Origin of the sequence: Dickeya chrysanthemi NCPPB 402 (assembly GCF_000406105.1) — a bacterium.
GTDB lineage: Bacteria > Pseudomonadota > Gammaproteobacteria > Enterobacterales > Enterobacteriaceae > Dickeya > Dickeya chrysanthemi.
Genome location: NZ_CM001974.1, coordinates 3337343 through 3356395, shown reverse-complemented (window position 1 = coordinate 3356395; position 19053 = coordinate 3337343). Strand labels below are relative to the sequence as shown.

The 19053-nt window shown below is 53.6% G+C and carries 15 protein-coding genes, 6 tRNA genes and 1 pseudogene; 3 read left to right on the top strand and 19 right to left on the bottom strand.

The window, feature by feature from the left end:
• Nucleotides 1-2 precede the first annotated feature (2 nt).
• From holA to leuS, 3 genes are read right to left on the bottom strand one after another with little or no spacing between them, the layout of a single operon-like run.
• Nucleotides 3-1034, bottom strand: a complete 1032-nt coding sequence (gene holA, locus DCH402_RS14715) for a DNA polymerase III subunit delta (RefSeq protein WP_040001952.1) — start codon at nt 1032-1034, stop codon at nt 3-5.
• Entirely contained in the window at nt 1031-1585 is a 555-nt protein-coding gene (gene lptE / locus DCH402_RS14710) for an LPS assembly lipoprotein LptE (protein ID WP_040001951.1), read from the bottom strand. The genes holA and lptE overlap by 4 nt, the downstream gene beginning before the upstream one ends.
• Nucleotides 1586-1599: 14 nt before the next feature.
• Nucleotides 1600-4182, bottom strand: coding sequence for a leucine--tRNA ligase (gene leuS, locus DCH402_RS14705; RefSeq protein ID WP_040001950.1), 2583 nt, complete (start codon nt 4180-4182; stop codon nt 1600-1602).
• Nucleotides 4183-4452: 270 nt separating this feature from the next.
• Here leuS and DCH402_RS14700 point away from each other — a divergent pair, with 270 nt between their 5' ends.
• Nucleotides 4453-4932: a zinc ribbon-containing protein gene (locus DCH402_RS14700; RefSeq protein WP_040001949.1), complete on the top strand. Its 480-nt coding sequence runs from the start codon at nt 4453-4455 to the stop codon at nt 4930-4932.
• A 62-nt stretch (nt 4933-4994) separates the two neighbouring features.
• Here DCH402_RS14700 and DCH402_RS14695 read toward each other — a convergent pair whose 3' ends face one another.
• From DCH402_RS14695 to miaB, 9 genes and pseudogenes are all read right to left on the bottom strand, one after another.
• On the bottom strand, nt 4995-5720 hold the full coding sequence (locus DCH402_RS14695; RefSeq protein WP_040001948.1) for an amino acid ABC transporter ATP-binding protein: 726 nt from the start codon (nt 5718-5720) through the stop codon (nt 4995-4997).
• A complete protein-coding gene (gene gltK, locus DCH402_RS14690; RefSeq protein ID WP_012770630.1) occupies nt 5720-6394 on the bottom strand; it encodes a glutamate/aspartate ABC transporter permease GltK in 675 nt (224 codons plus the stop codon). Before gltK ends, DCH402_RS14695 begins: the two co-directional genes overlap by 1 nt.
• Nucleotides 6395-7135, bottom strand: a complete 741-nt coding sequence (locus DCH402_RS14685) for an amino acid ABC transporter permease (protein ID WP_040001947.1) — start codon at nt 7133-7135, stop codon at nt 6395-6397.
• Between the two features lie 163 nt (nt 7136-7298).
• A complete protein-coding gene (locus tag DCH402_RS14680) occupies nt 7299-8192 on the bottom strand; it encodes a glutamate/aspartate ABC transporter substrate-binding protein (protein ID WP_027712750.1) in 894 nt (297 codons plus the stop codon).
• Nucleotides 8193-8762: 570 nt separating this feature from the next.
• A complete protein-coding gene (gene lnt / locus DCH402_RS14675; RefSeq protein WP_040001946.1) occupies nt 8763-10292 on the bottom strand; it encodes an apolipoprotein N-acyltransferase in 1530 nt (509 codons plus the stop codon).
• A gap of 7 nt (nt 10293-10299) precedes the next feature.
• A pseudogene (gene corC, locus DCH402_RS14670) lies at nt 10300-11168 on the bottom strand (CNNM family magnesium/cobalt transport protein CorC).
• Nucleotides 11169-11262: 94 nt separating this feature from the next.
• Nucleotides 11263-11748 carry an rRNA maturation RNase YbeY gene (gene ybeY, locus DCH402_RS14665; RefSeq protein WP_040001945.1) on the bottom strand — a complete coding sequence of 162 codons (486 nt, stop codon included), beginning with the start codon at nt 11746-11748 and terminating at the stop codon, nt 11263-11265.
• Entirely contained in the window at nt 11745-12797 is a 1053-nt protein-coding gene (locus DCH402_RS14660; protein ID WP_040001944.1) for a PhoH family protein, read from the bottom strand. Before DCH402_RS14660 ends, ybeY begins: the two co-directional genes overlap by 4 nt.
• A gap of 232 nt (nt 12798-13029) precedes the next feature.
• Complete coding sequence (gene miaB / locus DCH402_RS14655) at nt 13030-14454, bottom strand: tRNA (N6-isopentenyl adenosine(37)-C2)-methylthiotransferase MiaB (RefSeq protein ID WP_152486932.1); 1425 nt, start codon at nt 14452-14454, stop codon at nt 13030-13032.
• A 244-nt stretch (nt 14455-14698) separates the two neighbouring features.
• Between miaB and ubiF the strand changes: the two genes are divergently transcribed.
• Entirely contained in the window at nt 14699-15865 is a 1167-nt protein-coding gene (gene ubiF / locus DCH402_RS14650) for a 3-demethoxyubiquinol 3-hydroxylase (protein ID WP_040001942.1), read from the top strand.
• Nucleotides 15866-16040: 175 nt separating this feature from the next.
• Nucleotides 16041-16373, top strand: coding sequence for a DMT family transporter (locus DCH402_RS14645; RefSeq protein WP_411431458.1), 333 nt, complete (start codon nt 16041-16043; stop codon nt 16371-16373).
• 122 nt (nt 16374-16495) lie between these two features.
• Here DCH402_RS14645 and DCH402_RS14640 read toward each other — a convergent pair.
• The 7 genes from DCH402_RS14640 to asnB all read right to left on the bottom strand — a co-directional run bounded on the left by DCH402_RS14640 (nt 16496) and on the right by asnB (nt 18990).
• Nucleotides 16496-16570: transfer RNA gene (locus DCH402_RS14640), tRNA-Gln, on the bottom strand.
• Between the two features lie 8 nt (nt 16571-16578).
• Nucleotides 16579-16655, bottom strand: a tRNA-Met gene (locus DCH402_RS14635).
• 41 nt (nt 16656-16696) lie between these two features.
• Nucleotides 16697-16771 (bottom strand) — tRNA-Gln (locus tag DCH402_RS14630).
• Between the two features lie 35 nt (nt 16772-16806).
• Nucleotides 16807-16881: transfer RNA gene (locus DCH402_RS14625), tRNA-Gln, on the bottom strand.
• A gap of 54 nt (nt 16882-16935) precedes the next feature.
• Nucleotides 16936-17020 (bottom strand) — tRNA-Leu (locus tag DCH402_RS14620).
• Between the two features lie 10 nt (nt 17021-17030).
• Nucleotides 17031-17107: transfer RNA gene (locus tag DCH402_RS14615), tRNA-Met, on the bottom strand.
• Between the two features lie 218 nt (nt 17108-17325).
• Nucleotides 17326-18990, bottom strand: coding sequence for an asparagine synthase B (gene asnB / locus DCH402_RS14610; protein ID WP_027712743.1), 1665 nt, complete (start codon nt 18988-18990; stop codon nt 17326-17328).
• Between the last annotated feature and the right edge of the window lie 63 nt (nt 18991-19053).

Below are 19053 nucleotides of genomic sequence, written 5' to 3'. Positions count from 1 at the left end.
CGCTATACCTCGAGCAGGCTATCGGGCAATGCTTTGCCGCACAGAATCATCGACAACGTTTCCAGTTCGGCCCAGATGGGCTGCCCATAATTCTGTTTCAGGGTGATTTCCAGTCGGCTCAGCAGGGTAATCGCCTGTTGCAATTGCACCGCAGACAGGCGCTGTAATGCTTGCGTCAGTAATGGCCGACGATTTTGCCAAATCTTATGCTGATCCAGCAGCGTACGCAGCGGCGTGGTTGCCATGCGCCGTTTTAACTGTAGCAACAACAGCAATTCGCGCTGTACGGTGCGCAGCAGAATGACGGGTTCGCAGTCTTCCAGACGTAATTGCTGCAGGATGTGCCAGGCTCGTTTACTTTTGCCGCTGAGCAACGCATCCAGCCAATGGTACGGCGTAAAGTGAGCGGCATCGTTGACGGCCTGTTCGACTCGCGGCAGCGTCAGTTTGCCGTCTGGATATAGCAAGGATAGTCGCTCCAGCGCCTGCACTAATGCCAGCATATTGCCTTCATAGCAATAGCAAATTAACTGGCTGGACGCCTCATCCAGTTCCAGCTTCATGCTTTTAGCGCGCTGTGCCACCCAACGGGGAAGTTGTTCCTGTTCTGGCGTCATGCAGGGAACGTACACGCCATGTTGCGACAGCGCCTTGAACCAGGCGCTGTTTTCCTGCGCTTTGGTCAGTTTGTTGCCTCTGACTATCAACAAAATATCAGAGTGCAGTAACGTGGCGAGTTTAACCAACTGCTCAGTGGCGGGAGCGCCGGGGCCGGCGTCCGGCAGAATCAGCAACAACGTCTGGCGAGAGGCGAACAGACTGAGCGCCTGGCAAGTAGAAAAAATCGCTTCCCAGTCGGTGTTGTTATCCAGCGTGAAACTAAAATGCTCCAGAAAATCCTGCTGACGGGCGATAGTGCGGATGTGATCCTGACTTTCCTGCAGCAATAACGGTTCATTGCCAAACAACAGATAACAGCCGCGCAGCCCCTCGTGGAGCTGCGCGGTCAGTTGTTCAGGATAGAGCCGAATCATGGATTTGCCGGTGTCACAGGGGTGGCGGTCGCTTTCTGATCGCTCTTCGTGTTCTGGCTGGCTTTGATGGTTAACAGCTTACGTACCAACTGCTGGGCTGCCTGTTGACGCATTTCCTGCAGGATAATGTCCTGTTCGGCCTCTTTAGCCAACGCCGTGAGCGGGTTATCAAAGAAGGAACGGAAAATCGTCACGTTCAGTGGATAAATATCATCCCCAGGGATCAGGACCTGGGTTTTCACTTCTAATACCAGCTGATATTCCGCCGCTTTACCGTCCTGGAAAATAGAGACGGTGTTACGGGTGAGGCGGTCTCCCATAAAGCGCAGCGATGGCAAATCCTTGCGGGTGCTGTTCTCCACAATACTAACGTTGTTTAGCCGCAACTGCTCGCGGATAGCTCTGGTCATAGGACCATAGGGATCGCCGCTATCCAGAATCAGATTATGCAATTGCGCCGGTATTTGGGTGGTGCCGCGCATATGAAAGCCGCAGCCGGCGGTCATTAAGACCACCAGCCCCAGCACCAGCGTTAAAAACGGGTGTCGCACAGTACCTCCTTGCCTTAACCCACAACCAGGTTAAGCAGTTTGCCCGGAACGAAAATCACCTTGCGGACGGTCACGCCATCCAGATATTTTGCTACCAGCGGTTCCTGTGCCGCACGTTCACGAACCTGCTGCTCGGTGGCATCAGCCGCTACGGTAATCTTGCCGCGGACTTTACCGTTGACTTGCACCACCACCAGACGCGAGTCTTCCACCATCGCCTGCTCATCAGCTACCGGCCACGGCGCCTGATCGATATCGCCTTCGCCTTTGAGCTCATTCCACAACACAAAGCAGACATGTGGAGTGAATGGGTAGAGCATCCGTACCACGGCCAGCAACGTTTCTTGCGTCAACGCACGATCCTGTTCAGCGTCTTGCGGTGCTTTCGCCAGTTTATTCATCAACTCCATGATAGCCGCGATAGCGGTATTGAAGGTCTGGCGACGACCGATATCGTCAGTAACTTTGGCGATGGTTTTATGCAGATCACGACGCAGCGCTTTCTGGTCTTCCGTCAGGGCTGCGGTGTCCAGTGGCTGGGTAGCGCCTTTTCCTGTGTGGTCATGAACCTGTTTCCACACGCGTTTCAGGAAGCGGTTAGCACCTTCCACGCCGGATTCCTGCCATTCCAGCGTCATTTCCGCCGGAGACGCAAACATCATGAACAGACGGACGGTGTCGGCACCATAGCGTTCTACCATCACTTGTGGGTCGATACCGTTGTTTTTCGATTTCGACATCTTGCTCATGCCGGCATACACCAGCTCGCGACCTTCGTTGTCAAACGCTTTGGTAATGCGGCCCTTGTCATCGCGTTCCAGCGTCACGTCGCTTGGTGATACCCAGATACGCTCGCCGTTATTGCCGAGATGATAGAAGGCATCGGCCAGCACCATCCCCTGACACAACAGGCGTTTGGCCGGCTCGTTAGAGTTCACCAAACCGGCGTCACGCATCAGTTTGTGGAAGAAGCGGAAGTACATCAGGTGCAGGATGGCATGTTCGATGCCGCCGACATACTGATCGACCGGTAGCCAGTAGTTGGCGGCGGCTGGATCGAGCATGCCCTGATCGTACTGCGGACAGGTATAACGCGCGTAGTACCAGGACGACTCCATAAAAGTATCGAAGGTATCGGTCTCACGCAGCGCCGGCTGGCCGTTGATTGTGGTTTTAGCCCACTCAGGATCGGCTTTGATCGGACTGGTGATGCCATCCATCACTACGTCTTCCGGCAGAACCACCGGCAACTGATCTTCCGGCATCGGAACAACGGTGCCGTCTTCCAGCGTTGCCATCGGGATTGGTGCTCCCCAGTAACGCTGGCGGGATACACCCCAGTCGCGCAGGCGGTAATTCACTTTGCGTTGACCGACGCCTTGTGACACCAGTTTGTCGGCAATGGCGTTGAACGCGGCATCGAAATTCAAGCCGTCGAATTCGCCGGAGTTAAACAGGCAGCCTTTTTCCGTTTGCGCCTGAGCGGACAGATCCGGTTCGCTACCGTCTGCCAACAGAATAACCGGTTTTACCGGCAGGTTATATTTGTGGGCAAACTCCCAGTCGCGCTGGTCGTGGCCCGGTACAGCCATCACCGCACCGGTGCCGTATTCCATCAGCACAAAGTTGGCCGCCCATACCGGCACGTTTTCGCCGGTCAGCGGGTGGATGGCGAACAGGCCGGTGGCGACGCCTTTTTTCTCCATGGTCGCCATGTCGGCTTCCGCCACTTTGGTGTTGCGGCATTCGACGATAAAGTCTTGCAACGCTGGGTTGTTTTCCGCCGCTTTCTGCGCCAGCGGGTGACCGGCTGCCACCGCGACGTAAGTCACGCCCATGAAGGTATCCGGGCGGGTAGTGTAAACGGTCAGCGTATCGTCGGCGTCGGCGATACGGAAGGTGATTTCCACCCCTTCGGAGCGGCCGATCCAGTTACGTTGCATGGTTTTGACCTGTTCCGGCCAGCTTTCCAGCGTATCAAGATCATTGAGCAGTTCATCGGCATAGGCGGTGATTTTGATGAACCACTGCGGAATTTCCTTGCGTTCCACTTTGGTATCGCAGCGCCAGCAGCAACCGTCGATCACCTGTTCGTTAGCCAGCACGGTCTGATCGTTCGGGCACCAGTTAACCGCCGAGGTTTTTTTGTAAACCAGACCTTTTTCGTACAGCTTGGTGAAAAACCACTGTTCCCAGCGATAGTAATCCGGTTTGCAGGTCGCGACTTCGCGATCCCAATCGTAGCCGAAACCCAGCAATTTCAGCTGGTTTTTCATGTATTCGATATTGGCGTAAGTCCAGGGCGCCGGTGCGGTATTGTTTTTCACCGCCGCGCCTTCCGCCGGCAGGCCGAAAGCGTCCCAGCCGATCGGCTGCAGCACGTTTTTGCCCAACATGCGCTGGTAGCGGGAGATCACGTCACCGATGGTGTAGTTGCGGACATGACCCATGTGTAGACGGCCAGAAGGATAAGGCAGCATGGAAAGGCAGTAGTATTTTTCCTTGCCGGGTTCTTCGGTCACTTTGAAAGTCTGTTTTTCTTGCCAGTGAAGCTGGACGTGCGCTTCGATATCTTCTGGGCGGTATTGCTCTTGCATGGCTGCCAGTGGTCCTTAGTGAAAATTGCTACTTCGGTAGCATGTTCTGTTTCATTTCAAAAGATCCGCATAGCATAGCTGATAAGCGACTGGCTCAACAACCGCTTGAGGCGCTCGGCGGCTGATTTATGCGGTATCGGTAGCGAAGAACAGAGCAGGACGGTGATGTAAGGTAAGGTATTGGGAAGCGGCTCCCGGTAGTGCTGCGAAAATCATCTACACTAGGCTATGCAGGCCCGTCGATAAGCATTTTCACGCTAAGGAGTCACGATGAGCAAAGTGGTCCAGTATTATCGGGAACTGATGTCCGCCGTCACTGAGTGGTTAAGCCGTGGTGAGCGAGACATAGATAAGTTGATGTCGGATGCCCGACGTCAGTTGCAGGAAACCAATGAACTGACACAAAAGGAGATTGAACAGGTAATACTGGCGCTTCAGCGCGATCTGCAGGCATTCTCCCTCAGCTATGAGGGGCCGGATGCCTTTTCCGATAGCGTATTTATGCGAGTGATCCGCGAAAGCCTATGGCAGAACCTGGCGGATATTACCGACAAAACGCAACTGGAGTGGCGCGAAGTCTTTAAGGACGTTAGCCACCATGGCGTGTATCACAGCGGTGAGGTGGTAGGACTCGGTAATCTGGTGTGCGAACAGTGCCACCATCATATTGCCTTCTATACGCCGGAAGTGCTGCCGCTATGTCCGAAATGCAGCCATGACCAGTTCCATCGGCAGCCGTTCTCGCCCTGATCTGACGGGTAGATAAAACAAGGGTGCCGGGGCACCCTTGCGATAAGGCAGGATCGTGTCGATTAATGCAGAATTTTTGCCAGAAAATCTTTGGCGCGATCGGAGCGTGGATTACCGAAGAAATCCTCTTTGCGGGTGTCTTCAATGATTTTGCCTTCATCCATGAAGATGACGCGGTGCGCCACTTTGCGGGCGAATCCCATCTCGTGGGTCACCACCATCATGGTCATGCCTTCCTGCGCCAGCTCCACCATTACGTCCAGTACTTCGTTGATCATTTCCGGGTCGAGCGCCGAGGTCGGCTCGTCAAACAGCATCGCCACCGGGTCCATGCACAACGCACGGGCGATCGCCACACGCTGTTGCTGGCCGCCGGATAACTGCCCGGGGAATTTGTTGGCATGAGCGGACAGACCAACGCGCTTTAGCAGTTTCAATCCCTTTTCACGGGCGGCTTCTTTGTCGCGCTTGAGCACCTTGACCTGCGCCAGCGTCAGGTTGTCGACAATCGACAGGTGAGGGAAGAGTTCAAAATGCTGGAACACCATACCCACTTTGGAACGCAGTTGCGCCAGATTGGTACGCTTATCATTAACAATGATGCCGTTAACTTCGATCTGGCCTTGCTGGATAGGTTCCAGGCCGTTAACGGTTTTGATTAAGGTCGATTTTCCGGAGCCGGAAGGTCCGCATACCACAACGACTTCACCTTTTTTTACTTCAGTGGAGCAGTCGGTCAGCACCTGAAATTGACCATACCATTTAGAAACATTTTTCAGGAAAATCATCAAACCGTCCTTCTCTTCAAATAATTGACCAGCATCGATGCCGAGAGGCTGATAACAAAATACACAAATCCGGCGAACAGGATCATTTCTACCTGGGTACCGTCGCGTTCGCCAATGGTGGATGCGGTACGGAAAAAGTCCGCCAGACTGAGCACGTACACCAGCGAGGTATCCTGAAACAATACAATCCCCTGAGTCAGCAGCAAGGGGACCATAGCGCGGAATGCCTGAGGCAGAATCACCAGTTGCATGGATTGCCAGTGGGTCATCCCCAGCGCCAGTGCGGCAGAGGCTTGCCCACGGGAAATACTCTGAATGCCTGCGCGAATAATCTCGGAATAATAGGCCGCTTCAAACAGCGAAAAGGCTACCATAGCGGATACCAACCGAATATCGCTTTTCGGAGAAAGGCCAAGCACATTTTGTAATAAACTTGGGACGATCAGGTAGAACCACAGCAGCACCATGACCAGCGGCACAGAGCGGAACAGGTTGACGTACAGTTTGGCAAACCAACTGATGGGCTTGATGGGCGACAGGCGCATGACGGCCAGTACGGTTCCCCAGACAATACCCACCACCACGGCCGTCAGGGTGATCTCCAGCGTCACACCCATGCCTTTAATCAGATAAGGCAGGCTGGGCGGAATCGAACTCCAGTCAAAGTTATACATTTATTTGCTCCCCAGGTTGCCCGGCAGGCGAGTTTTTCGCTCTACTATCTGCATCAACAGCATGATGATGGCGTTGATACCCACATAAGCCAGCGTTATCGCGCTGAAAGACTCGTAGGCATGGGCAGAGTAATCCAGCAGTTTGCCGGCTTGCGCCGCCATGTCCATCAGGCCGATGGTGGAGGCGATCGCGGAGTTTTTCACCAGATTGAGCATTTCAGAGGTCAACGGCGGCACAATGACCCGATAGGCGTTGGGCAGCAGAACATAACGGTAAGTTTGAGGAAGCGTCAGACCAATCGCCAGACCCGCCGCTTTCTGGCCGCGCGGCAGCGACTGAATGCCAGCGCGAACCTGTTCGCAGACGCGTGCGGCGGTGAACATGCCCAGACAAAACATGGACGACAGAAAAAATTGAATATTCGGGTCCAGTTCCGCTTTAAACCACATACCTATTTTGGCCGGCAGAAGTTCCGGTATCACCAAATACCAGCTAAAGAACTGAACAATTAACGGTACATTACGGAACATTTCCACATAGCAGGTGCCGATGCCAGACAACAGGCGATGGGGAACGGTGCGTAGAATACCCAGCAGTGAACCCAGCAGGAAGGCGATGATCCAGGCACACAAGGACAGTGACACGGTGACCTGCAGGCCGGAAATAATCCACCCCAGATAGGTCGTATTTCCGAACGGGGCTGGTTGCAGGAATATACCCCAGTTCCAATCTATTGACATAACGAACTCCGGTAAAAAAGGGGTAGCGAACGCTACCCCGAAGATTGATGAGTGGCTCATGGATTTGCAGGATGGGGAACGGCCACCCTGCACCTGTCTGTCTTGCCACGAATCAGCAATCGGAAGGCAGAATTACTGCCCTTTATTGTCATTATTAATTCGGTTAAAGCGCCTTATCGTTCGGCGCTTTGAATAAGGCTTTCATGTCATCAGACAGCTCGAAGTTCATATTCAGGTTTTTCGGCGGAATCGGTTGTTTGAACCAGGTATCGAACCATTTTTCGGCTTCGCCGGAGGTCTGAAGCTGGCTTATGGTCGCATCAACCAGTTGTTTGAATTGCGGATCGTCTTTACGCAACATACAGCCATAGGCCTCGCGGGATTGCGGGGTGCCGGTGATAACCCACTCATCCGGCGTTTTGGCTTTGGCGCGCTCGCCGGCCAGCAAGGCGTCATCCATCATGAAGGCGACTGCGCGACCGCTTTCCAACGTACGGAACGAATCACCGTGGTCTTTGGCGCTGATGATGCGCAGGTTGAGTTTTTTCTCTTCATTCATCTTGTTCAGCAACACTTCAGACGTCGTACCGGAGGTCACGACGACGGCTTTGCCTGCCAGTTCGCTGAAATCTTTAAGGCCAGAGTCTTTTTTGGTCAGCAGTCGAGTGCCGATGATAAAAATGGTATCGGAGAAAGCGACCTGCTGCTGGCGTTCCAGATTGTTGGTGGTTGAGCCGCACTCCAGGTCATAGGTGCCGTTTTGCAGCAACGGGATACGGTTTTGTGAGGTAATGGGAATTAATTTTACCTGCAGGTTCGGCGCATCAAGTTTTTTTCTGACGGCCTCAACAATCTTGTCGGAGTATGCCTGAGAGTAACCTACTACTTTCTGCTGGTTGTCGTAGTAGGAGAATGGCACTGACGATTCACGATGACCGATAACGATAACACCATTGTCTTTTACTTTTTTGAGGGTGCCCGTTAGTTCTTCTGCATGGGCCAGACTGCCGGTTGCCGAAATCAACAGTAATGACAGTGCCAGTTTACGCAATTGCATGTTCTAACTCCTTTGCTGTTGTGATCGATGCCTATCATGGGTGATGCGTCCCGTTGTGACTCGGGCTATACCCGTCATACTTCAAGTTGCAGGTGCGTTGGCTGCCCTTGCTCACCCCAGTCGCTTACTTGAGTAAGCTCCTGGGGATTCACTCGGTTGCCGCGTTACAAGACTCATAATGAGTCTTGCCCTGAAGGGCCAACGCTTTGCGTTGTTCAAAACGCAACGCGTTTTGTCCTGCAACTCGAATTATTTTGGGTATATATTGTTGTGCACCGCTAAAGAGCGAATAAAACGCTGTCATGTTTAAAAATAGCGGATTGTAAACATATTGAAACGAAAATGTTTGTTTTTTGCGAGGTGCCCCGCACCAAACTACTGCAATAAAAAACTTATGGCACTAATTTGGTGCAAGCCATGCCCTGATGTTGTGCCGTATCAGAGTGGCGATGGCTGCAAACGTGCAACGCAAGACGTTTCATATCAGTATTAGCAAGGAGTGTGCCAAAAAATGAAACAAGACCTGTCTGAACAGGTCTTGTTTCTGGTGATGGAAGGTGAAGAGAGTCATCAGCGCGATCGGAAACGAGACGCCAGCGCCGCGAAGCCGAGCACGGTTTCCAGCAACCATAGCGGCCAGGAGCCGAAGCGGGCATAAGGTGTGAGACCGGTCGTCGGCGTGACGCGGGTTTCCAGTACAGTGCGGGTGAACTGTGGAAGACTGGCGCTAATACTGCCGTCTGGCGCAATAGCGGCGGTTACGCCGTTATTGGTGGCGCGCAGTAGTGGTCGGCCCAGCTCCAGCGCACGCATCCGCGCCATCTGGAAATGTTGCCAAGGACCGATCGAATTGCCGAACCAGGCATCGTTGGAAATAGTCAGCAGCATGTCGGTATCCGCACGGAAATTGTCGCGTACTTGCTGCCCGAGGATCACTTCGTAGCAGATAGTGGCGGTGAGGCGGTAACCGTTGACGATCAGTTGCGGCTGGCGATAGTCGCCGCGGCTGAAAGCGGACATCGGCAGATCAAAAAACGGTGCCAGCGGACGCAACAGGGTTTCCAGCGGCACAAATTCGCCAAACGGCACCAGGTGATGCTTGTTGTAACGGTTGGCGGTGGGGTAGCGATACGGCTGCTGATCGCCCAGAACAATAATGCTGTTATAAAAATCAGTGCGATTGTTTTCCCGGCGGGCATCGACGATGCCGGTAATCAGGCTGCTGTGATGTTCGCGCAGGATGGCGTCCAGTTGCGTCAGGTAGTCCTGCTGGCGGATTTCGACATCCGGAATGGCCGATTCAGGCCAAATCACCAGCGGTGCTTTTTCCATCACCGATTGAGTGTTGTCGAAATAGATTTTTAAGGTGTTGAGCAGCTCGTTCGGGTCCCATTTTAGCGCCTGTGGGATATTACCTTGCACCATGGCAACGTTAACCGCTCGCTCTGGTTGTAGCTTATACCATTCGATCAAACGTAACGGCCATGGCAGCATTAACACCAGAGCGGCAGCCAACGCCGGCTGCCAACGGCGTTGCGTCAGAGCCAGCACCAGCAAGCCGCTGATTATCATCAGCAGGAAGGTCAGGGTATCGACCCCTGCGATCGGCGCGATACCTTTCAGCGGCCCCTCAAGCTGGCTATAGCCGAATTGCAACCAGGGAAATCCGGTCAACACCCAACCGCGTAATAATTCGGTCAACTGCCACAGTACCGGCGGCGCCAGCACTAACCGCCAGACGGTGGCTTGCGGCCACAGACGCGCAAGCAATCCGGCAAACAGCATGGGATAGAGCGACAGGTAGAGCGCCAGCAACACCACCAGGCCGATATTGACCGGACCGGGCATGCCGCCAAAGTCGGCGATGCTGTAGTAAACCCAGTGAATGCCGGTGCCAAACAGGCCGAACCCCCAGCTAAAACCCATGGCGGCGGCCTGACGCGCCGGACGATTTAGCGTCAGGCTCAGCAGGCCCATCAGGGAAATAATAGCGGCAGGCCAGAAATCATAAGGAGAAAACGCCAGTGTGCCGCAGGCACCGAATAAAAGCGCCAGCAGGAGGCGAACCTGCTGGCGTTGCAATAATGAGGCGACTGCCATGAATGAATTAGTCTTCCAGTTGCGGTTGCGGAACGTCGTCAGGGATTCTGACATGAACCTGAATAATACGGCGGCTGTCTGCCATGGCAACTTTGAACAGGTAACCGTCTATATCGATGGTTTCCCCGCGTGCCGGCAGGTGACCGAATGATTGCATCACCAGACCGCCGATAGTATCCACTTCTTCGTCACTGAACCGGGTGGCGAAAATCTTATTGAAGTCCTCGATAGGCGTGAGTGCGCGTACCGTGTAGGTCTGGCGATTGAGTTGACGAATATCGCGATCTTCTTCGTCATCGTACTCGTCCTCGATTTCACCGACGATCAGTTCCAGAATATCTTCAATCGTCACCAGCCCGGAGACGCCGCCGAATTCGTCAATGACGATAGCCATGTGGTAGCGCAGAGAGCGGAATTCATTAAGCATGCGATCCACCCGCTTGCTTTCCGGCACCACCACGGCAGGCCGCAGCACTTTATCCATGCTGAATGGTTCGGAGTTGCTGCGCATGAACGGCAGCAGATCCTTGGCCATCAGGATACCTTCAATGTGGTCTTTATCTTCGCTGATGACGGGAAAGCGGGAATGAGCCGATTCGATGATCACATCCAGACACTCTTCCAGCGTCTGGTTATGTTTGAGAGTAATCATTTGCGAACGCGGGATCATGATGTCGCGCACGCGCTGTTCGGCGATATCCATCACGCCTTCCAGCATGTCGCGAATTTCCGGATCAATTTGTTCCGAATCGCGGATCAACGCCAGCAAATCGTCGTGATCTTTGGATTCACCGTGAAAAATTTGATTGAGAAAAAAGAAAAGAATCCCTTTTTGGGACTGGGGGTATCGCTGTTGGGAGAATGGTCGTCGCTCATGGCGTCAGTTAATATCACTCTTGTTAAGAAATGATGACCAGCGGTGAATCAGCTTAAACATCGCCGCTGGCGTCTGGTCCTTAAAATATCGAATTTAAGGCTTATCCGTAATATCTTCTTTTTCTGCCAGATACGGGTCGGCATAACCCATACTCTGCATGATTTCCGTTTCCAGTGCTTCCATTTCTTCGGCTTCACTGTCTTCGATATGATCATAACCTAACAGATGCAGACTGCCATGGACAACCATGTGCGCCCAATGTTCCTCGGTACTTTTCCCTTGTTCGACCGCTTCCTGCTCGACGACCTGTCGGCAGATAATGAGATCGCCGAGTAACGGCAGTTCCACTTCCGGCGGCGCTTCAAACGGAAACGACAGCACATTGGTCGGTTTGTCTTTACCCCGATAAGTCAGGTTCAGGTGGTGGCTTTCTTCTTCATCCACCACTCTGATGGTGACTTCCGCCACCTCCTGAAATTGCGGCAGTACCGCTTCCAGCCAGCGCTGGAAGTCGGCTTCAGACGGCAGCCCAAGGCTATGTTGACTGGCGATTTGCAAATCAAGGATGACCTGGCTCATTTTTGCTCCTGCGCGGCGGCTTGCGCGTCACGTTTACGCTGTTCCGCCAGTTCGTCCCGGCGTTTTTGATCGGCGTTTTCCCAGGCCTCATAGGCATTCACAATACGAGCGACCACCGGGTGGCGCACGACGTCTTCACTGTGGAAAAAGTTGAAACTGATCTCCTCAACCTCTGACAGCACTTCAATCGCATGGCGCAACCCGGATTTTTGATTGCGCGGCAGGTCTATCTGGGTGACGTCGCCGGTGATGACCGCTTTCGAGTTAAAGCCGATACGGGTCAGGAACATCTTCATCTGTTCGATAGTGGTGTTCTGGCTTTCATCCAGAATGATGAAGGCGTCGTTCAGCGTGCGGCCGCGCATATAAGCCAAAGGGGCGACTTCAATCACGTTGCGCTCGATAAGTTTCTCCACCCGCTCGAAGCCCAACATTTCAAACAGTGCATCGTAGAGCGGGCGCAGATATGGATCCACTTTTTGACTCAAGTCGCCCGGCAGGAAGCCTAGCTTTTCGCCGGCTTCTACGGCCGGGCGGGTCAGCAGAATGCGGCGAATCTCTTGGCGTTCCAGTGCATCCACGGCAGCGGCTACCGCCAGATAGGTTTTCCCGGTACCGGCCGGCCCGATACCAAAAGTGATGTCGTGATCAAGGATATGGGCGATGTACTGCGCCTGATTGGGCGTACGGGGCTTAATGACGCCGCGTTTGGTACGGATGTTCACCGCCTTGCCGTATTCCGGCACGCTGTCGGCGGTTTGTTCCAATACCCGGGATTCCTTGATGGCCAGATGAATCTGTTCTGGATCAATGTCTGGAATCTCGCCGCGTACCGGTGCGGTATCGACATAAAGATGGCGCAGAATATCGGCGGCGGCGTCGATGCAGAGGTCTTTCCCTACCAGCTTGAAATGATTGTCGCGATGATTGATCTCTATGCCGAGACGGCGTTCCAGCTGTTTGATGTTGTCGTCAAACGGGCCGCACAGACTGAGCAGGCGTTTGTTGTCCGCGGGTTCGAGGGCAATTTCTTTTATCGTTACGTTCAAACTATTCCTCTTGGGTTTAAGCAGAATGAGCAATCACTGACGCTGTGCCACAGACAGGGGCTTCTGCCCGGATGTGGCGCAGAGATTACCCTGATTATTTATCGTGAAGCCGGCAGGGCGCAAGTCAGATTCGGCATAAAAGCAACCGGGGCGGTGGATTCGTGTCGCACATAGGGGGCGGAAAAGAAAAGCGGGCCGTTTAACGGCCCGTTTGAGAATCATCATCAGCGTATTACGGCTGATAGATCCCGACGCCGAGTTCGTCTTCTTTTCGGGTCCGGGCGATGACCGATGTCGGTGATTCGCTGACGCGTAAATCCATCTGGTCTTCAGTAAGCACCACCACGCCACGCAATGAGTTCGGGTAAACATCGACGATTTCTACGTCGACAAACTTGCCTATCATGTCGGGAGTGCCTTCGAAGTTCACCACACGGTTATTTTCGGTGCGGCCGGACAGCTCCATCACATTCTTGCGCGAGGTGCCTTCAACCAGAATACGCTGCACGGTGCCCATCATCCGGCGGCTGTACTGCATGGCCTGCTGATTAATGCGCTCTTGCAGAATGTACAGGCGTTGCTTTTTCTCCTCTTCGGTCACATCGTCCACCATGTCGGCGGCCGGAGTACCGGGGCGAGGGGAGTAGATAAAGCTAAAGCTGATGTCGAAATCGACATCGGCGATTAATTGCATGGTTTGTTCGAAATCTTCCTGGGTTTCGCCTGGGAAGCCGATGATAAAATCGGAGCTGATCTGGATAGCCGGGCGTGCCTTGCGCAGTTTGCGGATGATCGCCTTGTATTCCAGTGCGGTATGGCGGCGTTTCATCATCGTCAGAATGCGGTCTGAACCGCTTTGAACCGGCAGATGCAGGAAACTCACCAGCTCCGGCGTATCTTCGTATACGCTGATGATGTCGTCGGTGAATTCAATCGGATGGCTGGTAATAAAACGAATACGGTCAATACCGTCGATCGCCGCCACCAGACGCAGTAATTCGGCAAAGCTGCAAATATCGCCATCATGCGTGGCGCCGCGGTAAGCGTTCACGTTCTGGCCCAGCAGGTTGACTTCGCGTACGCCCTGAGCCGCCAGTTGAGCGATTTCAAACAATACGTCGTCCGCCGGGCGGCTGACTTCTTCGCCGCGGGTATAAGGCACGACGCAGAACGTACAGTATTTGTTGCAGCCTTCCATGATGGAAACAAAGGCTGTCGGACCTTCGGCGCGCGGTTCCGGCAAGCGATCGAATTTTTCCACTTCCGGGAAGCTGATGTCCACGATAGGGCTACGGGTGCCCTGTACATGATTAATCATTTCCGGCAAACGATGCAGCGTTTGCGGCCCGAAGATCACGTCGACATAATGGGCGCGATCACGAATATGTTCGCCTTCCTGCGACGCCACACAACCGCCCACACCGATAATCAGATTCGGATTGACGTCTTTGAGCGTTTTCCAGCGGCCGAGCTGATGAAACACTTTTTCCTGCGCCTTTTCACGGATCGAACAGGTATTCAGCAGCAGAAGGTCGGCTTCTTCAGCGACGTCGGTCAGCTGGTAACCGTGCGTACTTTCCAGGAGATCGGCTATCTTCGATGAATCGTATTCATTCATCTGACAGCCCCAGGTTTTGATATGCAGTTTCTTTGTCATCGTCATCGACAGCCATTACTCAGTGCGGGTAAACACGCAATCCTTCGTGGGGCGCGTACATACGGGCGCGTATTGTAATCTTTTGCCGGCGTTGTGACCAGATCAAGCGTTAGGCGGCATTGAGTGATGATGTGCATCGCTTTTCTGAAAACGGGTGGTGAAATCCAGTAAACTATCGGCATCTTTTGTCTTTCTGGCGCAGATGTTTGGTTGAACTTTGCGCCGTGGAAACGGTGGGGCAGGTATGCACTATGATGCAGTGATTGTGGGCGGAGGCATGGTTGGTGCCGCCGCTGCATTAGGCTTGGCGCAAAACGGTTTTCGGGTAGCGGTGCTGGAGCAGGAAACGCCGCCGCCGTTTGTTGCGGGCAGTGCGCCGGATGTGCGCGTGTCGGCGATCGGTCAGGCATCGGTCAGATTGCTGGAGCGGCTGGGCGCGTGGCAAGGGGTTGCGCAGATGCGTAGTGCGCCTTATCGACGTCTCGAAACCTGGGAATGGGACAAGGCGCATGTGGTCTTTGACGCCGCAGATCTCGGGTTATCTGAGCTGGGATTCATGGTGGAAAACCGGGTGTTGCAGTTGGCGCTGTGGCAGATGCTGGAGAAAACGTCGGGTGTGACGTTGCTGTGCCCGTGGCAATGGCAGCGCTTGCGCCGTGAGGACGCTCAATGGCGGTTGACGAGCGAGCAGGGCGATAGCCTGTCGACGTCGTTGGTGATTGGTGCGGATGGCGCTAATTCGAGAATTCGTCAGTGGGCGGGAATTGGCGTCACTGGCTGGCAATATCGCCAGTCTTGCATGTTGATTAGCGCCGAAATGTCCGGACCGCAGCAGGATGCGACCTGGCAGCGCTTTACGCCGTCCGGGCCGCGAGCGTTTTTGCCGTTGTTTGAAGGCTGGTGCTCGTTGGTGTGGTATGACAGCCCGTCGCGTATCCGCCAGTTACAGGCGATGTCGCTGCCTCAACTGAATAAAGCTATCGCTGAAACCTTCCCTGAACGGTTGGGGGCGGTCAATGCCGTCGCGGCGGGGGCATTCCCGTTGGTGCGCCGTCATGCGCAGCAATATGTGTTGCCGGGGCTGGCGTTGATTGGCGATGCCGCGCATACCATTAATCCACTGGCGGGGCAGGGCGTGAATCTGGGATATCGCGATGTATCCGCGTTGCTTGACGTGATAATTCGGGCGCGTGATGAGGGAAATGTCTGGTATAGCGATGCCGTGCTGCAGCGTTATCAGCAGCAGCGCAAACCAGATAACCTGCTGATGCAAAGTGGTATGGATCTGTTTTACGGCGCTTTCAGTAACCGTTTACCGCCGCTTGAGCTGGCGCGTAACCTGGCATTGATGGCGGCGCAACGTGCCGGAAAACTAAAACAGCAAGCATTGCGTTACGCGTTGGGGTTATAAACAGCGTGGCAACCTATAGCTGCTATGCTGTTTCTTCATCGTTTGTTCACCGTCATGCCGCTTTCATGCGATGTTGTTACACTGATACCGCTATCTCTGCATCTGCCAGGAGACAATCGACATCACGTGTTATCCTGGCGGCATGTGGTGAATTCCTTATTTCTGAGTAGTGAAACTGATGACGTATTTATTTCTTTGTCTGGCGATTGTGTCGGAAGTGGTGGCGACTACGGCGCTGAAATTATCGGAGAGCTTTACCCGGCCATTGCCGAGCGTGGTGACGGTGGTGTTTTACGCCATTGCATTTTACTGCCTGACCCTTTCCATGCGGGTGTTGCCGACCGGCGTGATTTACGCCATTTGGTCTGGCGTCGGGATTGTGCTGATCGCAGCGATAAGCTGGATTTTTTACGATCAGCGATTGGACTGGCCGGCCGTGCTGGGAATGGCGTTAATCATCGCCGGGGTTGCTGTCATTAACCTGTTTTCCAATTCTGTGGCACATTGATTACCAATCCGGTGTTGGCATCAGGTTAGCACCGGTTATTGATGCAGATTGGTTATTAGATAAACAACTCATGAATTGGCAAGTAGTGAAAAAAGAAAAGCCCGCAAAGCGGGCTTTCTATATGGCTGGGGTACGAGGATTCGAACCTCGGGATGGCGGAATCAGAATCCGCTGCCTTACCGCTTGGCGATACCCCAATTTAAAGTGGTGGCTACGACGGGAATCGAACCTGTGACCCCAGCATTATGAGTGCTGTGCTCTAACCAGCTGAGCTACGTAGCCAAATACTGCTTGCCGAAAACTGCAAGTTTTACGACTGAAAATGGCTGGGGTACGAGGATTCGAACCTCGGGATGGCGGAATCAGAATCCGCTGCCTTACCGCTTGGCGATACCCCAACAGGCGCACATCGAATGATGTGTCTCACAATATATGGCTGGGGTACCAGGATTCGAACCTGGGAGTGGCGGGATCAAAACCCGCTGCCTTACCGCTTGGCGATACCCCAATGAAATCTTTCAAACCGACGTGACGCTTCCGGTCTTCACACTGATGAAGATAATGGTGCGGGAGGCGAGACTTGAACTCGCACACCTTGCGGCGCCAGAACCTAAATCTGGTGCGTCTACCAATTTCGCCACTCCCGCAGGGAAAAAATGGTGGCTACGACGGGAATCGAACCTGTGACCCCAGCATTATGAGTGCTGTGCTCTAACCAGCTGAGCTACGTAGCCATCTTTTCCGCGTCACCTTCATCGGCGTTGCGGGGCGCATTATGCTGAGTTGGCTTTTTGGCGTCAACACATTTTTTCCCTAAAAACGACGTATTCGTGCTGTTTGTTTGGGTTATGAACAGTCTGGTGAGAAAAACGTCAGAAAGCAGGCTTTTAACTGTATTCCATAAGAAAAACGGGCCGTTAACGGCCCGTTTGAAACAGTAAAATAAAGTGGCTTATTGATAGGCGGACTGATGTACGCCGACGGCGCGACCTGATGGGTCATCCATCTTTTTGAAAGATTCATCCCACTCGATCGCTTTAGCGGACGAACAAGCGACGGACGGGCCGCCAGGGACGCATTCAGCCGCGCTTGGAACCGGGAACAGTTCTTCAAAGATTTCGCGGTACAGATAGCCTTCTTTGGTGGTCGGCGTGTTGTACGGAAAGCGGAAGTGCGCCGTTTCCAGTTGCTGATCGGAAATCTGTTTGGCGGCCACCTCTTTCAACGTATCGATCCAACTGTAACCCACGCCGTCGGAGAACTGCTCTTTCTGGCGCCAGGCCACACTGTGCGGCAAATAGGATTCGAAGCATTCACGCAGAATGTGTTTTTCCATTTTGCCGTTGCCGCACATTTTGTCTTTCGGGTTGATGCGCATTGCCACATCCAGGAATTTTTTGTCCAGGAACGGTACGCGCGCTTCAACACCCCAGGCCGACATCGCTTTGTTGGCGCGGGCGCAATCGTACTGGTGCAACGCCAGCAGTTTACGCACGGTCTCTTCATGCAATTCTTTCGCGTTCGGCGCTTTGTGGAAGTAGAGATAGCCGCCGAATACTTCATCGGAACCTTCGCCCGACAGAACCATTTTGATACCCATCGCCTTGATTTTACGCGACATCAGGTACATTGGCGTTGAGGCGCGGATGGTGGTGACATCGTAAGTTTCGATGTGATAGATCACGTCGCGAATAGCGTCCAGACCTTCTTGTACCGTGAAATGGATTTCGTGGTGCACGGTGCCGAGGTGGTCTGCAACATCGCGTGCGGCTTTCAGGTCAGGCGCGCCTTCCAGGCCAACGGCGAACGAGTGAAGCTGTGGCCACCAGGCTTCGCTGCGCTCGTCATCTTCCACTCGGCGGGCGGCGAATTTTTTGGTGATGGCAGAGATGACGGAAGAATCCAGCCCGCCGGACAGCAATACGCCATAAGGTACATCGGACATCAGGTGGCTTTTCACCGATTCTTCCAGTGCTTCACGCAGTTCTTCGGCATCGGTGACGTTATCTTTCACGTTGTCGTAATCGAACCAGTCGCGGTGATAGTACTCGCGAATTTCGCCGTCTTTGCTCCACAGATAACTACCGGCCGGGAATTCTTTGATCGTGCGGCATACCGGTACCAGCGCTTTCATTTCAGAGGCAACATAGAAGTTACCGTGTTCGTCGTAACCCATATACAGCGGGATAATGCCCAGGTGATCACGACCGATCAAATAAGCGTCTTTTTCACTGTCATACAACGCGAAGGCGAACATACCGCGCAGATCGTCCAGGAATTCCGGGCCTTTTTCCTGATACAGCGCCAGAATGACTTCACAATCCGAGCCGGTCTGGAACTGATAGCGGTCGCCGTACTGTTGACGCAGAGCCTGATGGTTATAAATTTCACCGTTCACGGCCAGAACGTGGGTATGTGCCTGGTTATAGAGGGGCTGAGCACCGGTGTTGACATCGACGATGGACAAACGCTCATGCGCCAGAATGGCTTTGTCGCTGGCATAAACGCCGGACCAGTCCGGGCCGCGGTGGCGCATCAGACGGGATAATTCCAGCGCTTTCTTGCGCAGTTCAACCGGGTCGGTTTTCAGATCAAGCACACCAAAAATAGAACACATACAGAAGGCTCCCTTTATTCACGCATTGCAATGTGAAAACAGTCAAAGTGTATGGCGGTAATC